Source organism: Pseudoalteromonas sp. P1-9 (genome assembly GCF_001399975.1).
GTDB lineage: Bacteria > Pseudomonadota > Gammaproteobacteria > Enterobacterales > Alteromonadaceae > Pseudoalteromonas.
Genome location: NZ_LKBD01000055.1, coordinates 1 through 18,364, shown reverse-complemented (window position 1 = coordinate 18,364; position 18,364 = coordinate 1). Strand labels below are relative to the sequence as shown.

Here is an 18,364-nt window from a genome sequence, read left to right as displayed (position 1 = left end):
GATGGCGTAGAAATGGTAATGCCAGGCGACAACATCAAGATGACTGTTGAGCTAATCGTTCCAATCGCGATGGACGAAGGTCTACGTTTTGCGATCCGTGAAGGTGGCCGTACAGTAGGTGCTGGTGTTGTAGCAACTATCGAAGACTAATTCTTGATAGTTAATGCATAAGCATTGAAAAACCCGCGTAAATTGTTACGCGGGTTTTTTTCATTTTTAACATTCGCAGTGGTGTTGTGCTTTTTTTGAACGTTGATTGTTCAAGCTGTAAACAGCTAAATGTGAAATTCAAAGCTTAAATAAGCTAAAAAATGTACATTTTATTGCTGTAAATAAGCCACTATTAGATGATGTTGTCATCAACTAGTGTTATACTCCGCGCGAAAAATTTTAATTAATTAGAGTAAAGAAATGGCTGATTTATCTAAGTACAGAAATATCGGTATTTTTGCCCACGTAGATGCGGGTAAAACGACTACAACAGAACGTATCCTTAAGTTAACTGGTAAAATCCACAAAACTGGTGAGGTTCACGATGGTGAATCAACAACTGACTTCATGGAACAGGAAGCTGAGCGTGGTATTACAATCCAGTCAGCAGCTGTAACGTGTGAGTGGAAAGGTCACCGTTTAAACGTAATCGATACTCCTGGACACGTTGACTTCACAGTTGAAGTATATCGTTCACTTAAAGTTCTTGACGGTGGTATCGGTGTATTCTGTGGTTCTGGTGGTGTTGAGCCTCAGTCAGAAACTAACTGGCGTTACGCTAACGAATCAGAAGTTGCTCGTTGTATCTTCGTAAACAAGCTAGACCGTATGGGTGCTGACTTCTACCGCGTTGTAGGTCAAGTTGAGAAAGTACTTGGTGCTAACCCACTAGTTATGACACTACCAATTGGTATCGAAGACGAATTCTGTGGTGTTGTAGACGTTCTAGAGAAAAAAGCATACGTTTGGGACGAGACAGGTCTTCCTGAAAACTATGAAGTACAAGACGTTCCAGCTGACATGGTTGACAAAGTTGAAGAATACCATGAGATGCTAATCGAGTCTGCTGTTGAGCAAGACGACGATCTAATGGAAGCGTACATGGAAGGTGAAATCCCTTCACTAGAGCAAATCAAAGCGTGTATCCGTAAAGGTACTCGTGAACTAGCATTCTTCCCAACTTACTGTGGTTCTGCGTTCAAGAACAAAGGTATGCAGTTAGTACTAGATGCTGTTGTAGATTACCTACCAGCACCAACTGAAGTTGATCCTCAGCCGTTAACTGATAAAGAAACTGGTGAGCCAACTGGTGAAGTTGCAACTGTTTCTGCAGACGAGCCACTAAAAGCGTTAGCGTTCAAAATCATGGACGACCGTTTCGGTGCACTTACGTTCATCCGTATCTACTCAGGTCGCATGAAGAAAGGTGATACAGTTCTTAATTCAGCAACTGGTAAAACAGAACGTATCGGCCGTATGGTTGAGATGCAAGCTGACGACCGTAACGAAATCACTGAAGCGCAAGCGGGTGACATCATTGCTGTTGTAGGTATGAAGAACGTTCAAACAGGTCACACGCTATGTGATCCTAAGCACGAATGTACTCTTGAAGCGATGATCTTCCCTGATCCGGTAATCTCAATCGCTGTTGCACCTAAAGATAAAGGTGGTAACGAGAAGATGGGTATCGCTATCGGTAAGATGGTTGCAGAAGATCCGTCATTCCAGGTTGAAACTGACGAAGATTCAGGTGAAACAATCCTTAAAGGTATGGGTGAATTACACCTAGACATCAAGGTTGATATCCTTAAGCGTACTTACGGTGTAGACCTAGTTGTTGGTCAGCCGCAGGTTGCTTACCGTGAAACTATCACGCAAGAAATCGAAGACAGCTACACGCACAAGAAGCAGTCAGGTGGTTCTGGTCAGTTCGGTAAGATCGATTACCGTATCAAGCCAGGCGAGCAAAACTCAGGCTTCACTTTCTCTTCATCAGTAGTTGGTGGTAACGTTCCTAAGGAATTCTGGCCAGCAGTTGAGAAAGGCTTCGCATCAATGATGGAAGAAGGTGTTCTTGCAGGCTTCCCAGTACTAGACGTTGAAGTTGAACTATTCGACGGTGCTTTCCACGCAGTTGACTCATCAGCAATCGCGTTCGAAATCGCTGCGAAAGGCGCATTCCGTCAGTCTATTCCAAAAGCAGGTCCTCAGCTTCTTGAGCCAATCATGAAAGTTGACGTGTTCACACCAGAAGACAACGTAGGTGACGTAATTGGTGACCTTAACCGTCGTCGTGGTATGATCAAAGACCAAGAAGCTGGCGCAATGGGCGTTCGCATCAAAGGTGAAGTACCACTTTCAGAAATGTTTGGTTACATCGGTCACCTTCGTACAATTACTTCAGGTCGTGGTCAGTTCTCTATGGAGTTCTCACACTACTCTGCATGTCCAGCAAACGTTGCTGAGACAGTAATTGCTGAACAAAAAGAAAAGAATAAGTAATTAAACTTTTCTAAGTTCTGAAAAACCCAGCATTTGCTGGGTTTTTTATTGCCACAAATAAAAAATTGCCGATCTTGAAAATCGCAAAGTTAAGATAATTGCTCAGTGGGCATCTTTTACCCTTGTTTTAAAAGAATTGGTCAGTATAATGGGCATCCACTTTGCAGGGGCGTAGTTCCAATTGGTAGAACAGCGGTCTCCAAAACCGACGGTTACGGGTTCGAGTCCTGTCGCCCCTGCCACTTTAATTCGAAGTCTAAACCTGATAGTTTATTTTCTTGTTATTAAGTAGATTATAAAGTTTGGATTTAAGGATTAACCTCGTCTAAGCACCGGGGTTGTTGTGTCTGGTATTAAGGTAAATTAATTATGAGCGCAAATGTAGAAGCTCCATCAAGCTCAATGGATGCATTAAAATGGATTGTAGCAATTGCACTGCTAGCAGGCGCAGTTGTAGGCAATTACATGTTTGAAGATCAATCTGTATTATTACGTGCAGTTGGTGTAGTAGTAGCGATTGCCGCAGGTTTGGGCGTTGCCTCGTTAACGGGTAAAGGACGTGAGTTTATTGCGTTTGCCAAAGAAGCGAAGTTAGAAGTACGTAAAGTGGTGTGGCCAACACGCCAAGAGACGGTTCAAACAACGTTTATCGTAATGATTGCAACAGTAGTAATGGCGCTTATCCTTTGGGGTCTAGACGGTGCATTATTTAGAATTGTTGGCTTTTTAACTGGATTGGAGATCTGATCCCATGGCGGATGAGAACAAAGAAAAGAAACTACGTTGGTACGTAGTACAAGCATTTTCTGGTTTTGAGAAACGCGTAGCTCAAACAATTATTGAGCACATTAAAATCCAAGGCCTAGAAGACAGCTTCGGTGAGGTATTAGTACCGACTGAAGAAGTTGTAGAAATGAAATCAGGCCAAAAACGTCGTTCAGAGCGCAAATTCTTCCCAGGTTATGTACTGGTAGAAATGGATATGAACGATGCAAGCTGGCACTTAGTAAATAGCACGCCACGTGTAATGGGTTTCATTGGCGGTACATCTGACCGTCCTGCGCCTATCAGCAAAAAAGAAGCTGATCGTATTCTTAACCGTCTACAAGAAAATGCAGATGCACCTAAGCCGGCTACATTGTTTGAGCCAGGTGAAGTGGTACGTGTTATTGATGGTCCATTTGCTGACTTTAACGGTGTTGTTGAAGAAGTTGATTACGACCGCAGCCGCGTAAAAGTGTCTGTACTTATTTTTGGTCGCTCTACACCAGTAGAATTAGAATTTGGTCAGGTTGAAGCTGACAAATAATTCTTAAATGATCATATTGAAAAAGGCCGCTGGTTAATCTATAATCAGCGGCCTTTTGTTATCTGATGATAGCAAAAGCTAAGAATTTTTTAATTTTGGGAAGCCGCTTGAGTACGTGTCCTCGCACGCACAAGGCTAAGACCCATTAAATGAGGTTATTAAAATGGCAAAGAAAGTTGAAGCTCTAATCAAGCTACAAGTTGCTGCTGGTATGGCTAACCCTAGTCCTCCAGTAGGTCCTGCACTAGGTCAACATGGTGTTAACATCATGGAATTCTGTAAAGCGTTCAACGCACGTACAGAGTCTATCGAGAAAGGTGCACCGGTTCCTGTAATCATTTCTGTTTACAACGACCGTTCATTCACTTTTGATATGAAAACTCCACCTGCATCTTACCTTCTTAAGAAGGCTGCAGGTATCAAGTCTGGTTCTGGCCGTCCTAACACTGAGAAAGTTGGTACTGTAACACGTGCACAACTAGAAGAGATCGTTGAGACTAAACGTCCTGACCTTACTGCTGCTGATATGGACGCAGCTGTACGCACGATTGCAGGTTCTGCACGTGCAATGGGCTTGAATGTAGAAGGGTAATTGAGAATGGCTAAATTAACTAAGCGTATGCGCGTAATCCGCGAAAAAGTTGACGTAACTAAAGAGTACGAAATCAACGAAGCTGTTGCTCTTCTTAAAGAACTAGCTACTGCTAAATTCACTGAAAGTGTTGACGTTGCTGTAAACCTTGGCATCGACGCTCGTAAATCAGACCAAAACGTACGTGGTGCAACTGTACTACCACACGGTACTGGTCGCGAAGTACGCGTTGCTGTATTCACTCAAGGTGCAAATGCAGATGCTGCTAAAGAAGCTGGTGCTGATTTAGTAGGTATGGACGACCTTGCTGAGCAGGTTAAGAAAGGCGAAATGAACTTTGACGTTGTTGTTGCTTCTCCAGATGCAATGCGCGTTGTTGGTCAACTAGGTCAAATCCTAGGTCCACGTGGTCTTATGCCTAACCCTAAAACTGGTACTGTAACACCTAACGTTGCAGAAGCAGTTAAAAACGCTAAAGCTGGTCAGGTTCGCTACCGCAACGACAAGAACGGTATTATCCACACTACTATCGGTAAAGTAGATTTTGATGCAAACCAACTTCAAGAAAACCTTGAAGCGTTAATCATCGCTCTTAAGAAGGCTAAGCCTTCTCAAGCGAAAGGTACTTTCCTTAAGAAAGTAAGCATCTCTACTACGATGGGTGCTGGTGTTGCTGTAGACCAAGCTACTCTAAATACTCAAATAGTATAATTTAGAGAATAGCGTTTACATGGTGCAAAAATTAGACTATAATTTTGCGCCATTTTGTTGAGTTATGAAGTTCTCTTTAATTCAGCAATAAAACCAAATTCGGGTTGGAGTCTATAATTTCGCGCTTGTTTCAAGCAAAAGCGATAAATTAGGCTTTCGTCCAAGACCGTAGGTGCAAACCATTAGGTATGCTTAATCTCCTACGTAGACGGTGTGAATCCCCAGCAAGATTTTTCCTAATCTTCTGGCTCTCGCCGTAAAAAGCACTTTTAATCTTAATTTTGATTAAAAGATGAGTAAACAGGGGCTTGTCCCCATAGAACCAGGAGTAACACCCATGGCGTTAAATCTTCAAGACAAAAAAGCAATTGTTGCTGAAGTTAACGAAGCTGCCAAAGGTGCTCTTTCTGCAGTTGTTGCAGATTCTCGTGGTGTAACTGTAGATGCTATCACTGCCCTTCGTAAAGAAGCTCGTGAAGCAGGCGTTTGGATGAAGGTTGTTCGTAACACTTTAGCTAAACGTGCTGTTGAAGGTACTGAATATGAGTGTCTAAATGAGTCGCTAGTTGGTCCTAGCTTAATTGCTTTCTCTTCTGAGCACCCAGGTGCTGCAGCGCGTATCTTTAAAGATTTCGCGAAGAAGAATGAAAACTTTGAAGTTAAAACGGCCGCTTTTGAAGGTAACGTTGTAGACGCAGATATGCTTGCTACATTACCAACATACGACGAAGCAGTTGCACGCTTAATGAGCGCTATGAAAGAAGCGTCTGCTGGTAAATTGTGTAAAACAATTGAAGCAGTACGTGTACAGAAAGCTGAGCAAGCTGCTTAATTTTAAGCTGTTTTTTGTTCTTTTTCGGTGTAAAGTATTTTTTGAACCCTTAATGGTTCGTAATTATTAGGAAATTTGAAATGTCTGTATCTAAAGACCAAATCCTTGACGCTATTGCTGAAATGTCAGTAATGGAAGTTGTTGAACTAGTTGAAGCTATGGAAGAGAAGTTCGGCGTAACTGCAGCTGCTGCTGTTGTTGCTGCTGGTCCTGCTGAAGCTGCTGAAGAAAAGACTGAGTTCGACGTAATCTTAGCTGCTGCTGGCGGTAACAAAGTTGCTGCAATCAAAGCTGTACGTGGCGCAACTGGTCTTGGCCTTAAAGAAGCTAAGGCGCTTGTTGAGTCTGCTCCTGCACCAATCAAAGAAGGTGTATCTAAGGAAGAAGCTGAAGCACTTAAGAAAGATCTTGAAGAAGCTGGTGCTGAAGTTGAGATCAAGTAATCTAGCTTATGCTAGATTAGCTGCCTGACCAAAAATCAGGCAAGGGCTGGTGAATTTTTATTCACCGGCCTTTTTGCGCTGTAGAGCTCCGGCTCTGCAATCGCACAATAATTAGCTAAGTTGTTTAATTATTAGTTTCGCAACCAACTGATTTTTAATGTTTTTAGCTAATTAAAAAATTGGTGTTGCAGTATTGGCCACAGTGCCAAGTTAGTCTGTTCATTATTATGAGCAGTTGGGTCAAAAGTCAGCAAGCTGAGGAACCCCATGGCTTACTCTTATTCTGAAAAGAAACGTATCCGTAAGGATTTTGGTAAACGTCCACAAGTGTTGGATGTGCCGTTTCTACTGTCTACGCAGTTAGAATCCTTTAAAAAATTCTTAAGTCCGGACGCAGAAGGCAATCACGGCCTTGAAGCAGCATTCCGTTCTGTTTTCCCGATCAAAAGTTACTCGGGAAATTCTGAGCTACAATACGTAAGTTATCGTATTGGTGAGCCAGTATTTGATGTTAAAGAGTGTCAAATCCGCGGTGTGACTTATTCTGCACCATTACGCGTTAAGCTACGCTTAGTGCTAATGGACAAGGAAGCACCAGGCACAGTTAAAGACATTAAAGAACAAGAAGTATATATGGGCGAAATTCCGCTCATGACCGATACTGGTACTTTTGTGATCAATGGTACTGAGCGTGTAATCGTTTCTCAGCTACATCGTTCACCAGGTGTATTCTTCGATAATGACCGTGGTAAAACACACTCGTCGGGCAAAGTTTTATATAATGCACGTGTTATTCCTTACCGTGGTTCATGGTTAGACTTCGAATTCGATCCAAAAGATAATCTATTCGTACGTATCGACCGTCGTCGTAAACTACCAGCGTCTATCATTTTACGCGCACTAGAATATTCTACTGAAGAAATTCTAGATATGTTCTTCGAAACAACAACGTTCGAAGTAGCAGACGGTAAAGTATTAATGGAACTTGTTCCATCACGTTTACGTGGTGAGACAGCGATCTTTGATATTAAAGATCCTTCTGGTGATGTGATTGTTGAGTCAGGCCGTCGTATTACGGCGCGTCACATCAAACAACTAGAAAAGAACAACGTTACTCAGCTAGAAGTTCCGCACGAGTACATCATTGATCGTGTTGTAGCGAAAAACTACATCAACGAAGACACAGGTGAAATTGTAGCTGAAGCAAATGCTGAGCTGTCACTTGAGTTAATGGCTGAACTTGTGAAAGCTGGCTTTAACAAGATTGAAACACTGTATATCAACGAAGTTGATAGCGGTGCATACATGTCAGAAACTGTACGTGTTGACCCAACAAATGATCGTTTAGAAGCGCTTGTTGAAATCTACCGCATGATGCGCCCTGGTGAGCCACCAACGCGTGATGCAGCAGAAGCACTATTCGACAACTTATTCTTCTCTGAAGAGCGTTACGACCTATCACAAGTTGGTCGTATGAAATTCAACAGCCGTGTTGGCCACGAAGAAGGTTACGGTGCAGGTACATTAAGTAAAGAAGATATCGTTGCAGTTATGAAGGTTCTAATCGACATTCGTAACGGTAAAGGCGACGTAGATGATATCGACCACTTAGGTAACCGTCGTATTCGTTCTGTGGGTGAAATGGCAGAAAACCAATTCCGTGTTGGTTTAGTACGTGTTGAGCGTGCAGTACGTGAGCGTTTAAGCTTAGGTGATCTTGATGCTGTAATGCCACAAGACCTAATCAATGCTAAGCCTATTTCTGCAGCGGTTAAAGAATTCTTCGGTTCATCGCAGTTATCTCAGTTTATGGACCAAAACAACCCGCTTTCAGAAGTAACGCACAAGCGTCGTATCTCTGCATTAGGTCCAGGTGGTCTAACACGTGAGCGCGCAGGCTTCGAAGTACGTGACGTTCACGTAACTCACTACGGTCGTGTATGTCCAATCGAAACGCCTGAAGGTCCGAACATCGGTCTAATCAACTCGCTTTCAACATACGCACGTACTAACGACTATGGTTTCCTAGAAACTCCATACCGTAAAGTAATTGACGGCGTTGTAACTGACGAAGTTGATTACCTATCTGCAATCGAAGAAGGCCAGTTTGTAATTGCACAGGCAAACGCAAACTTAACTGAAGAAAACCGTTTTGTTGATGAGCAAATTCCATGTCGTCACAAAGGTGAATCAACCTTTATGCCTAGCGACAGCATTCAATATATGGATGTATCGCCACAGCAGGTTATCTCAGTTGCAGCAGCGCTTATCCCATTCCTAGAACACGATGATGCGAACCGTGCACTAATGGGATCGAACATGCAACGTCAAGCAGTACCAACATTACGCGCAGACAAGCCGTTAGTAGGTACAGGTATCGAGCGTACACTTGCGAAAGATTCAGGTGTAACAATCGTTGCTAAGCGTGGCGGTGTAGTTGATTACGCTGATGCGAGCCGTATCGTTGTAAATGTAAATGAAGATGAGCGCGTCCCAGGTGAAGCGGGTATCGACATTTATAACCTAACTAAGTACACACGTTCTAACCAGAACACCTGTATCAACCAAAAACCAACGTGTATGGTTGGTGAGCCGGTTGTTCGTGGTGATGTACTTGCAGATGGTCCTTCGACTGACTTAGGTGATTTAGCACTTGGTCAAAACCTTCGCGTGGCATTCATGCCATGGAATGGTTATAACTTCGAGGATTCAATCTTACTATCAGAGCGTGTAGTTGAAGAAGATCGTCTAACTACGATCCACATTCAAGAACTACAGTGTATCGCGCGTGATACCAAGTTAGGTCCAGAAGAAATTACAGCTGATATTCCTAACGTAGGTGAATCTGCACTTGGCAAACTTGATGAATCGGGTGTTGTATACATCGGTGCTGAAGTTAAAGGCGGTGACATCTTAGTTGGTAAAGTAACTCCTAAAGGTGAAACACAGCTAACTCCTGAAGAAAAGCTACTACGTGCTATCTTCGGTGAAAAAGCGTCTGACGTTAAAGACAGCTCATTACGTGTACCAAACTCAGTATCTGGTACGGTAATCGACGTTCAAGTATTTACTCGCGATGGTGTTGAAAAAGACAAGCGCGCACTTGAAATCGAAGAGATGCAAGTTCGTGAAGCGAAGAAAGACTTCAACGAAGAATTTAAGATCCTTGAAGAAGGTGTCTTAAGCCGTGCTCGCAAGCTACTTATCGCTGCTGGTATGGATGAAGCATCACTTGCAGGTCTTGCTGCAGACAAGCTACTAACGCAAAGCCTAGCTGATGAAGCACAACAAGGCGAGTTAGAGCAACTAGCTGAACAGTATGACGAATTAAAAGCTGATTACGACAAGCGCTTCGAAACTAAGCGTCGTAAGATCACACAAGGTGACGATTTAGCACCGGGTGTTCTTAAGATTGTTAAAGTTTACCTAGCTGTTAAACGTCGTATTCAACCGGGTGATAAGATGGCTGGTCGTCACGGTAACAAAGGTGTTATCTCGACAATCGTACCAGTAGAAGATATGCCTTACGATGACCGTGGTCGTACCGTAGACATCGTTCTTAACCCGCTAGGTGTACCATCACGTATGAACATCGGTCAGATCTTAGAAACACATATGGGTCTGGCTGCACGTGGTATCGGTGAACGCCTAGAAGACATGATGAAAGAACAGCGTGAACTTCACGAATTACGTGAATTCATTGCTAAAGCTTACGCATTAGGTGACTGTCGTCAGAAAGTTGATATTGCAAGCTTCTCTGATGATGAAATCCGTCGCTTAGCTGAAAACCTTAAAGGCGGTTTACCAATCGCAACTCCAGCGTTTGACGGTGCAAAAGAAAGTGAAATCAAAGAACTACTTGAGCTAGGTGGATACCCTTCAAGTGGTCAGGTAACACTTTATGACGGTCGTACTGGTGATGAGTTTGAGCGTAAAGTAACGGTAGGTTACATGTACATGCTGAAACTAAACCACTTAGTAGATGACAAGATGCACGCTCGTTCGACTGGTTCTTACAGCCTAGTAACTCAGCAGCCTCTTGGTGGTAAAGCTCAGTTCGGTGGTCAGCGTTTCGGTGAGATGGAGGTATGGGCACTAGAAGCATACGGTGCTGCTTACACGCTACAAGAAATGCTTACTGTTAAGTCGGATGACGTTAACGGTCGTACTAAGATGTATAAGAACATCGTAGACGGAAACCACAAGATGGAACCTGGTATGCCAGAATCGTTCAACGTATTGTTGAAAGAGATCCGCTCACTAGGTATCAACATCGAGCTGGAAGAAGAATAAGCCGATTAGGCGCTGCTCTGTAGACTCAGAGTAAAGCGCCTTTCGCGAACGAATAGCTGGGGTGGCTAAAATGGACCGCCCCCAAGATTAACCTCCTTTAGGAGAGCTAAGGTGAAAGACTTACTTAAGTTTCTGAAGCAACAAAACAAGACCGAAGAGTTTGATGCGATCCGCATCGGTCTAGCTTCGCCAGATATGGTACGTTCATGGTCATTTGGTGAGGTAAAGAAACCTGAGACAATCAACTACCGTACTTTCAAGCCTGAGCGCGACGGCTTATTCTGTGCTCGTATTTTCGGCCCAGTAAAAGACTATGAGTGTTTATGTGGTAAATATAAGCGCTTAAAGCACCGTGGTGTTATTTGTGAAAAGTGTGGCGTAGAAGTTACATTAACTAAGGTTCGTCGTGACCGCATGGGTCATATCGAGCTAGCTAGCCCTGTAGCGCACATTTGGTTCCTTAAATCATTACCGTCTCGTATCGGCCTAATGTTAGACATGACATTACGTGATATCGAGCGCGTACTTTACTTCGAATCATTCGTAGTAACAGAGCCAGGTATGACAACGCTTGAGCGTGGTCAGCTATTAGGTGAAGAAGAATACCTAGATGCATTAGAAGAGCACGGTGATGAGTTTGAAGCGAAGATGGGTGCAGAAGCTGTACTTGATCTACTTCGTGACCTAGACCTTGGTCAGCTAATCGCAGAAATGCGCGAAGAGTTACCAACAATTAACTCTGAAACTAAGCGTAAGAAGATCACTAAGCGTCTTAAGCTGATGGAATCATTCCACCAATCAGGTAATAACCCTGAGTGGATGATCATGACTGTGTTACCAGTTCTTCCACCAGATCTACGTCCACTAGTACCACTAGATGGCGGTCGCTTTGCAACATCTGATCTGAACGATTTATACCGTCGTGTAATCAACCGTAACAACCGTCTGAAGCGTCTTTTAGACTTAGCTGCACCAGACATTATCGTACGCAACGAAAAGCGTATGTTACAAGAAGCGGTAGATGCACTACTTGATAACGGTCGTCGCGGTCGTGCGATCACAGGTTCTAACAAGCGTCCACTTAAGTCGCTTGCAGACATGATCAAAGGTAAGCAAGGTCGTTTCCGTCAAAACCTTCTTGGTAAGCGTGTTGACTACTCAGGCCGTTCTGTAATCACTGTAGGTCCTACACTGAAACTACACCAGTGTGGTCTTCCTAAGAAAATGGCTCTAGAGCTATTCAAGCCATTTATCTACGGCAAATTAGAGCGCCGCGGTATGGCGACTACTATCAAAGCTGCGAAGAAGATGGTAGAGCGCGAAGTACCGGAAGTTTGGGATATCCTTGATGAAGTAATTCGTGAGCACCCGGTTCTACTTAACCGTGCACCAACACTTCACCGTCTTGGTATCCAAGCGTTTGAACCAGTTTTAATCGAAGGTAAAGCGATTCATCTACACCCATTAGTGTGTGCGGCATATAACGCTGACTTCGATGGTGACCAAATGGCGGTACACGTACCGTTAACATTAGAAGCACAGCTAGAAGCACGTGCACTAATGATGTCAACCAATAACATTCTTTCACCAGCGAACGGTGAGCCAATCATCGTACCTTCACAGGACGTTGTATTAGGTCTTTACTACATGACGCGCGATCGCATTAATGCGAACGGTGAAGGTTTAGTATTTAAAGACGCGAAAGAAGCTGAGAAAGCATACCGTACCGGTGTTGCTGACTTACACGCACGCGTTAAAGTTCGTTTAACTGAAACGGTTATCAGCGAAGAAGGCGACAAGAGCGAAATTACACACTTAGTTGAAACAACTGTTGGTCGTGCGATTTTCTCACTTATTATGCCTAAAGGCTTACCATTTGAACTTGTTAACAAGGCAATGGGTAAGAAGCAGATTTCAGGTCTTCTTAACGAGTGTTACCGTCGTCTAGGTCTCAAAGACACCGTAGTGTTTGCTGACCAAGTAATGTACACAGGTTTCCACTACGCGATGAAGTCGGGTGTTTCTATCGGTATTAACGATATGGAAATCCCACCAGTTAAAGCTGAAATCATCGAGTCTGCTGAAGCAGAAGTTAACGAAATTAACCAACAGTTCCAGTCTGGTCTTGTAACTGCGGGTGAAAAGTACAACAAAGTTATCGATATCTGGTCACGTGTAAATGAAAACTTATCACGTGAAATGATGGCAAACTTATCAAAAGATACTGTAATCAACGCTGAAGGTGTTGAGGAAGAGCAAGACTCATTCAACTCAGTATTTATGATGGCCGACTCAGGTGCACGTGGTAGCGCTGCTCAGATCCGTCAGTTAGCGGGTATGCGTGGTCTAATGGCACGTCCAGATGGTTCAATCATCGAAACACCAATCACGGCGAACTTCCGTGAAGGTCTAAACGTACTACAGTACTTCATCTCGACGCACGGTGCGCGTAAAGGTCTTGCCGATACTGCACTGAAAACAGCGAACTCGGGTTACTTAACGCGTCGTCTAGTAGACGTAGCACAAGACTTAGTAATCAACGAGCAAGATTGTGGTACTGAAGATGGTCTAACAATGAAGCCGCTAATTGAAGGTGGTGACGTTGTAGAGCCACTACGCGAACGTGTATTAGGTCGTGTAGTTGCTGAAGACGTATTAAAACCAGGTACTGAAGAAGTACTTGTTGAACGTAATGTAATGCTTGACGAAAAACTGTGTGATCTTTTAGAAGAAAACTCAGTGGACGAAGTACGCGTACGTTCAGTTATCACCTGTGATAATGACTTTGGTGTGTGTGCATACTGTTACGGTCGTGACCTTGCACGTGGTCACCTAATTAATCCAGGTGAATCAGTAGGTGTTATTGCAGCTCAATCAATCGGTGAGCCGGGTACACAGCTTACGATGCGTACATTCCACATCGGTGGTGCCGCATCTCGAGCGTCTGCAGAGAACAGCGTACAAGTTAAGAACAACGGTAGCTTGAAGCTACACAACGCAAAATATGTTCTTAACTCAGATGGTAAGATTGTAATCACATCTCGTTCAACAGAGATTACTATTATCGATGAGCATGGTCGCGAGAAAGAACGTTATAAAGTACCTTACGGTGCGGTTCTTTCAGTACAAGATGGTGCTGACGTTGCTGGTAACGATATCGTTGCGACATGGGATCCGCATAGTCACCCAATCATTGTTGAACACGAATCAAAAGTTCAGTTCAGCGACATTGATGACTCAAACGTAGAATCGCAAACAGACGAACTAACTGGTCTTACGCGTATGGTTGTTAAAGACCTAGCGAAAGTTAACGCGAAAGAGCCTAAGTTAATCATTGAAAACGATGAGCGCGGTCTTCAAGAAATCCGTATTCCTTCATTCACTACAATTGAAGTGACTGACGGTTCAACGGTAGCGGCTGGTGCAGTATTAGCACGTATCCCGCAAGAAGGTTCGAAGACACGCGATATTACCGGTGGTCTACCACGAGTTGCTGACTTATTTGAAGCGCGTAAGCCGAAAGATCCAGCAATTCTTGCAGAAATCACAGGTAGCGTTAGTTTCGGTAAAGAAACTAAAGGTAAGAAACGCTTAGTAATTACACCAGAGCAAGGTGACGCATACGAAGAGATGATCCCTAAATGGCGTCAGCTTAACGTGTTCGAAGGTGAATCAGTATCGAAAGGTGAAGTTATCGCCGACGGTCCAGAGTCTCCACACGATATCCTTCGCTTACGTGGTGTAACTGATGTTGCTAACTACATCGTAAACGAAGTACAAGAAGTATATCGTTTACAGGGTGTAAAAATTAACGATAAGCACATCGAAACTATCATTCGTCAGATGATCCGTAAGTGCATCATCCTAGACGGTGGTGATACAGAATTCCTAGCAGGTGAACAAGTTGAAGTGGCGCGCGTAAATATCGCAAACCGTGATCTTGAAGAGCAAGGTAAGATCCCAGCTAAATATGAAATTCAGCTAATGGGTATTACTAAAGCATCACTTGCGACAGAATCATTCATTTCTGCAGCATCATTCCAGGAGACAACTCGTGTTCTTACTGATGCAGCAGTAAATGGTAAGAGCGATGAATTACGTGGTCTTAAAGAAAACGTAATTGTAGGTCGCTTGATTCCGGCGGGTACTGGTTTTGCCTACCACCAAGACCGTATCAATCGTCGCAAACAAGGTGAAAGTGTTGAAGAGCAAACAGTTAGTGTAGATGAAGCATCACAAGCACTAACCGATGCACTTAATGCTGGCATCGAAGGCGAGCAAGAATAACCTTAATCGCAACTCGCACATATAGCCTAAATTTCGGGCTATATGTGCAGTTTATGTTGACAGGTTAAACTTTGCTCATTAAAATTCCGCCACCCTTTTGCTCAGTGAAGTAAAAGGGCGGATTTTTTTCAGTAGTTTAGTTTAATTTATTAGGAGCTATTTAATGGCAACTATCAACCAGCTAGTGCGTAAGCCACGTCGCAGCAAGGTTAAATCAAATAACTCAGCTGCGCTTAAGGCTTGTCCTCAAAAGCGTGGCGTATGTACTCGTGTATATACAACAACACCTAAGAAACCAAACTCGGCTCTACGTAAAGTAGCGCGTGTTCGTTTAACGAACGGTTTCGAAGTAACTTCATACATCGGTGGTGAAGGTCACAACCTTCAAGAGCACAGTGTAATTCTTATCCGTGGTGGTCGTGTTAAAGACTTACCAGGTGTACGTTTCCACACTGTTCGCGGTGCACTTGACTGTGCAGGCGTTAACGACCGTCGTCAAGGTCGTTCTAAGTACGGTGCTAAGCGCCCTAAGGGCTAATGGTTCTCCGTTAGTAAGGCCAAGCACTTAAATTTGTAATTAATATTGTTTTGGGGATTCGCTGAAGTAAAGCGAACCTGAAGAAATCGGAGAGATTAAAATGCCTAGAAGACGCGTAATAGGTCAACGTAAAATTCTTCCAGATCCGAAGTTCGGATCAGAGCTTCTTGCTAAATTCGTTAACGTAGTAATGTTAGATGGTAAGAAGTCAACTGCTGAAAAAATCGTATATGGTGCGCTAGACGTGGCTGCTGAGAAATCAGGCAAGTCGCACCTAGAAATCTTCGAATCGGCACTTGAAAATGTTCGCCCACAGGTAGAGGTTAAATCTCGCCGTGTTGGTGGTTCAACATACCAAGTACCAGTAGAAGTACGCCCAGTTCGTCGTAACGCATTAGGTATGCGTTGGTTAGTTGAAGCAGCTCGTAAGCGTGGTGAAAAATCAATGGGCTTACGTCTTGCACAAGAAATGATTGATGCTGCTGAAAACAAAGGCACTGCGGTTAAGAAACGTGAAGACGTTCACCGTATGGCTGAAGCGAACAAGGCATTCGCTCACTACCGTTGGTAGTAAGCTCTTAAGTTTTAAGAGGATATTATGGCACGTACAACTCCAATTGAGCGTTATCGCAATATCGGTATTTGTGCCCACGTAGATGCGGGTAAAACCACCACTACAGAACGTGTTCTTTTCTACACCGGTCTTAGTCATAAGATCGGTGAAGTTCACGACGGTGCCGCAACTATGGACTGGATGGAGCAGGAGCAAGAGCGTGGTATCACGATCACTTCTGCTGCAACTACATGTTTCTGGAAAGGTATGGACGCTCAGTTCGAAGACCACCGTATCAATATTATTGATACGCCAGGACACGTAGATTTCACTATCGAAGTAGAGCGTTCTTTACGCGTACTCGATGGTGCGGTTGTAGTACTTTGTGCTTCATCTGGTGTCCAGCCACAAACGGAAACGGTGTGGCGACAAGCAAATAAATATGAAGTACCACGCATGATCTTTGTTAATAAGATGGACCGCGTAGGTGCTGACTTCTTGATGGTAGTTGAGCAGGTTAAGAGCCGGTTAGGCGCTGTACCTGTACCAATCCAACTTGCTATCGGTGCTGAAGACGACTTCAAAGGAGTCGTTGATCTTATCAAGATGAAAGCGATTAACTGGTCTGAAGAAGATCAGGGTATGAGCTTCACTTACGAAGAGATTCCTGCAGACCTTCAAGACCTTGCTGAGGAATGGCGTGCTCATTTAGTTGAGTCTGCTGCTGAAGCAAACGAAGAGTTAATGGAAAAGTACCTAGAAGATGGTGAATTAACGGAAGAAGAAATCAAAGCTGCAATTCGTCAACGTACGCTTGCGAACGAAATCGTTCCAATGGCCTGTGGTTCTGCATTTAAGAACAAAGGTGTACAAGCGGTACTTGATGCTGTGATTGAATTCATGCCGTCACCAACTGAAGTTAAGCAAATCCAAGGTGTTTTAGACGACGGCGAGACAGAAGAAGAACGTCCTGCTGATGACAATGCACCATTTGCGGCGCTTGCATTTAAAATTGCAACCGACCCATTTGTTGGAACGCTAACTTTCTTCCGCGTTTACTCAGGTGTTGTAGCCACTGGTGATACAGTTTACAACCCAGTTAAAAGTAAGCGTGAGCGTTTTGGTCGTATTGTGCAAATGCACTCAAATGACCGTCAAGAGATTAAAGAAGTTCGCGCTGGCGACATCGCGGCAGCAATTGGTCTGAAAGATGTAACAACAGGTGACACTCTGTGTTCACTTGATTCACACATCACACTTGAGCGTATGGAATTCCCTGAGCCAGTAATTTCAGTGGCGGTTGAACCGCGTACCAAAGCTGACCAAGAAAAAATGGGTATCGCGCTAGGTAAACTAGCGGCAGAAGATCCATCTTTCCGTGTCGAAACAGATGAAGAATCAGGCCAGACCATCATTTCAGGAATGGGCGAACTTCACTTAGATATTATCGTTGATCGTATGAAACGTGAATTCAGCGTTGAATGTAACGTTGGTAAACCTCAGGTTGCGTATCGTGAAGCTATCCGCTCAACTGTTGAAGTTGAAGGTAAGTTTGTACGTCAGTCTGGTGGTCGCGGACAGTATGGTCACGTTTGGCTGAAACTTGAGCCAATGGACTTTACGGAAGAGGATGCTGAAAACTTCGAATTCGTTAACGAAATCGTTGGTGGCGCTGTTCCAAAAGAGTACATTCCTGCGGTAGAAAAAGGTGTTGCTGAGCAAATGCAAAATGGTGTATTAGCTGGCTTCCCTGTATTAGGCGTTAAAGCGACGCTATATGATGGTTCATTCCATGATGTAGACTCGAATGAAATGGCGTTTAAGATCGCAGGTTCTATGGCATTCAAGAAAGGTGCGCTTGAAGCGAACCCAGCCTTATTAGAACCGGTTATGAAGGTTGAAGTTATCACCCCTGAAGAAAACATGGGTGATGTAGTAGGCGACCTAAACCGTCGTCGCGGTATGATCGAAGGCATGGACGAAGCGCCAGGTGGTCTTAAGCAGGTGAACGCACAAGTGCCACTTGCAGAGATGTTCGGTTATGCAACAGACCTTCGTTCTGCAACACAAGGGCGCGCTTCGTACTCGATGGAATTCCTCAAGTACGCAGAAGCATCTTCAAATGTTGCAGACGCAATTATTGCAGCTCGCGCTGTTAAGTAATTTTAGTTCGGTCCGATTCATGTGGGATCGGACTTTAATTTCTTTATAGGAATTTAAGAAAATGGCAAAAGAAAAGTTTGAACGTTCGAAACCGCACGTAAACGTAGGTACAATCGGCCACGTTGACCACGGTAAAACAACTCTAACAGC

General features: G+C 43.8%; 13 protein-coding genes, 1 tRNA gene and 1 pseudogene. All 15 read left to right on the top strand.

Annotation, left to right across the window (positions count from 1 at the left end; all coding sequences use genetic code 11):
• Positions 1–150 (top strand): annotated as a pseudogene (gene tuf, locus AN214_RS22330) (elongation factor Tu); the annotation flags it as partial.
• A gap of 261 nt (positions 151–411) precedes the next feature.
• Positions 412–2,493, top strand: a complete 2,082-nt coding sequence (fusA, locus tag AN214_RS20625; protein WP_054981439.1) for an elongation factor G — start codon at positions 412–414, stop codon at positions 2,491–2,493.
• A 165-nt stretch (positions 2,494–2,658) separates the two neighbouring features.
• Positions 2,659–2,735: transfer RNA gene (locus tag AN214_RS20620), tRNA-Trp, on the top strand.
• A gap of 127 nt (positions 2,736–2,862) precedes the next feature.
• Positions 2,863–3,240 (top strand): preprotein translocase subunit SecE, encoded by a 378-nt coding sequence (secE, locus tag AN214_RS20615; RefSeq protein ID WP_010562293.1) that lies wholly within the window; start codon positions 2,863–2,865, stop codon positions 3,238–3,240.
• A gap of 4 nt (positions 3,241–3,244) precedes the next feature.
• Complete coding sequence (gene nusG, locus AN214_RS20610) at positions 3,245–3,802, top strand: transcription termination/antitermination protein NusG (protein ID WP_010562294.1); 558 nt, start codon at positions 3,245–3,247, stop codon at positions 3,800–3,802.
• Positions 3,803–3,965: 163 nt separating this feature from the next.
• Entirely contained in the window at positions 3,966–4,394 is a 429-nt protein-coding gene (gene rplK / locus AN214_RS20605; RefSeq protein ID WP_010387320.1) for a 50S ribosomal protein L11, read from the top strand.
• A 6-nt stretch (positions 4,395–4,400) separates the two neighbouring features.
• Entirely contained in the window at positions 4,401–5,105 is a 705-nt protein-coding gene (gene rplA, locus AN214_RS20600) for a 50S ribosomal protein L1 (RefSeq protein WP_054981438.1), read from the top strand.
• 337 nt (positions 5,106–5,442) lie between these two features.
• Positions 5,443–5,937, top strand: coding sequence for a 50S ribosomal protein L10 (gene rplJ, locus AN214_RS20595; RefSeq protein WP_054981437.1), 495 nt, complete (start codon positions 5,443–5,445; stop codon positions 5,935–5,937).
• An 80-nt stretch (positions 5,938–6,017) separates the two neighbouring features.
• Positions 6,018–6,380 carry a 50S ribosomal protein L7/L12 gene (gene rplL / locus AN214_RS20590; protein ID WP_010562297.1) on the top strand — a complete coding sequence of 121 codons (363 nt, stop codon included), beginning with the start codon at positions 6,018–6,020 and terminating at the stop codon, positions 6,378–6,380.
• A 267-nt stretch (positions 6,381–6,647) separates the two neighbouring features.
• Positions 6,648–10,673, top strand: a complete 4,026-nt coding sequence (rpoB, locus tag AN214_RS20585; protein ID WP_054981436.1) for a DNA-directed RNA polymerase subunit beta — start codon at positions 6,648–6,650, stop codon at positions 10,671–10,673.
• Between the two features lie 111 nt (positions 10,674–10,784).
• On the top strand, positions 10,785–14,960 hold the full coding sequence (rpoC, locus tag AN214_RS20580; protein ID WP_054981435.1) for a DNA-directed RNA polymerase subunit beta': 4,176 nt from the start codon (positions 10,785–10,787) through the stop codon (positions 14,958–14,960).
• 163 nt (positions 14,961–15,123) lie between these two features.
• Positions 15,124–15,498 (top strand): 30S ribosomal protein S12, encoded by a 375-nt coding sequence (gene rpsL, locus AN214_RS20575; protein ID WP_010562300.1) that lies wholly within the window; start codon positions 15,124–15,126, stop codon positions 15,496–15,498.
• A gap of 100 nt (positions 15,499–15,598) precedes the next feature.
• Entirely contained in the window at positions 15,599–16,069 is a 471-nt protein-coding gene (gene rpsG / locus AN214_RS20570; RefSeq protein ID WP_010562301.1) for a 30S ribosomal protein S7, read from the top strand.
• A gap of 27 nt (positions 16,070–16,096) precedes the next feature.
• Positions 16,097–18,214 carry an elongation factor G gene (fusA, locus tag AN214_RS20565; RefSeq protein WP_054981434.1) on the top strand — a complete coding sequence of 706 codons (2,118 nt, stop codon included), beginning with the start codon at positions 16,097–16,099 and terminating at the stop codon, positions 18,212–18,214.
• A 61-nt stretch (positions 18,215–18,275) separates the two neighbouring features.
• Positions 18,276–18,364, top strand: an 89-nt coding sequence (locus AN214_RS20560; RefSeq protein WP_021438671.1) for a GTP-binding protein, incomplete at its 3' end; no start/stop codon positions are given.

Bases quoted from the DNA above. Each gene is read 5' to 3' on its own strand.
- fusA (WP_054981439.1), top strand. From the start codon at position 412: ATGGCTGATTTATCTAAGTACAGAAATATCGGTATTTTTGCCCACGTA.
- secE (WP_010562293.1), top strand. From the start codon at position 2,863: ATGAGCGCAAATGTAGAAGCTCCATCAAGCTCAATGGATGCATTAAAA.
- nusG (WP_010562294.1), top strand. From the start codon at position 3,245: ATGGCGGATGAGAACAAAGAAAAGAAACTACGTTGGTACGTAGTACAA.
- rplK (WP_010387320.1), top strand. From the start codon at position 3,966: ATGGCAAAGAAAGTTGAAGCTCTAATCAAGCTACAAGTTGCTGCTGGT.
- rplA (WP_054981438.1), top strand. From the start codon at position 4,401: ATGGCTAAATTAACTAAGCGTATGCGCGTAATCCGCGAAAAAGTTGAC.
- rplJ (WP_054981437.1), top strand. From the start codon at position 5,443: ATGGCGTTAAATCTTCAAGACAAAAAAGCAATTGTTGCTGAAGTTAAC.
- rplL (WP_010562297.1), top strand. From the start codon at position 6,018: ATGTCTGTATCTAAAGACCAAATCCTTGACGCTATTGCTGAAATGTCA.
- rpoB (WP_054981436.1), top strand. From the start codon at position 6,648: ATGGCTTACTCTTATTCTGAAAAGAAACGTATCCGTAAGGATTTTGGT.
- rpsL (WP_010562300.1), top strand. From the start codon at position 15,124: ATGGCAACTATCAACCAGCTAGTGCGTAAGCCACGTCGCAGCAAGGTT.
- rpsG (WP_010562301.1), top strand. From the start codon at position 15,599: ATGCCTAGAAGACGCGTAATAGGTCAACGTAAAATTCTTCCAGATCCG.
- fusA (WP_054981434.1), top strand. From the start codon at position 16,097: ATGGCACGTACAACTCCAATTGAGCGTTATCGCAATATCGGTATTTGT.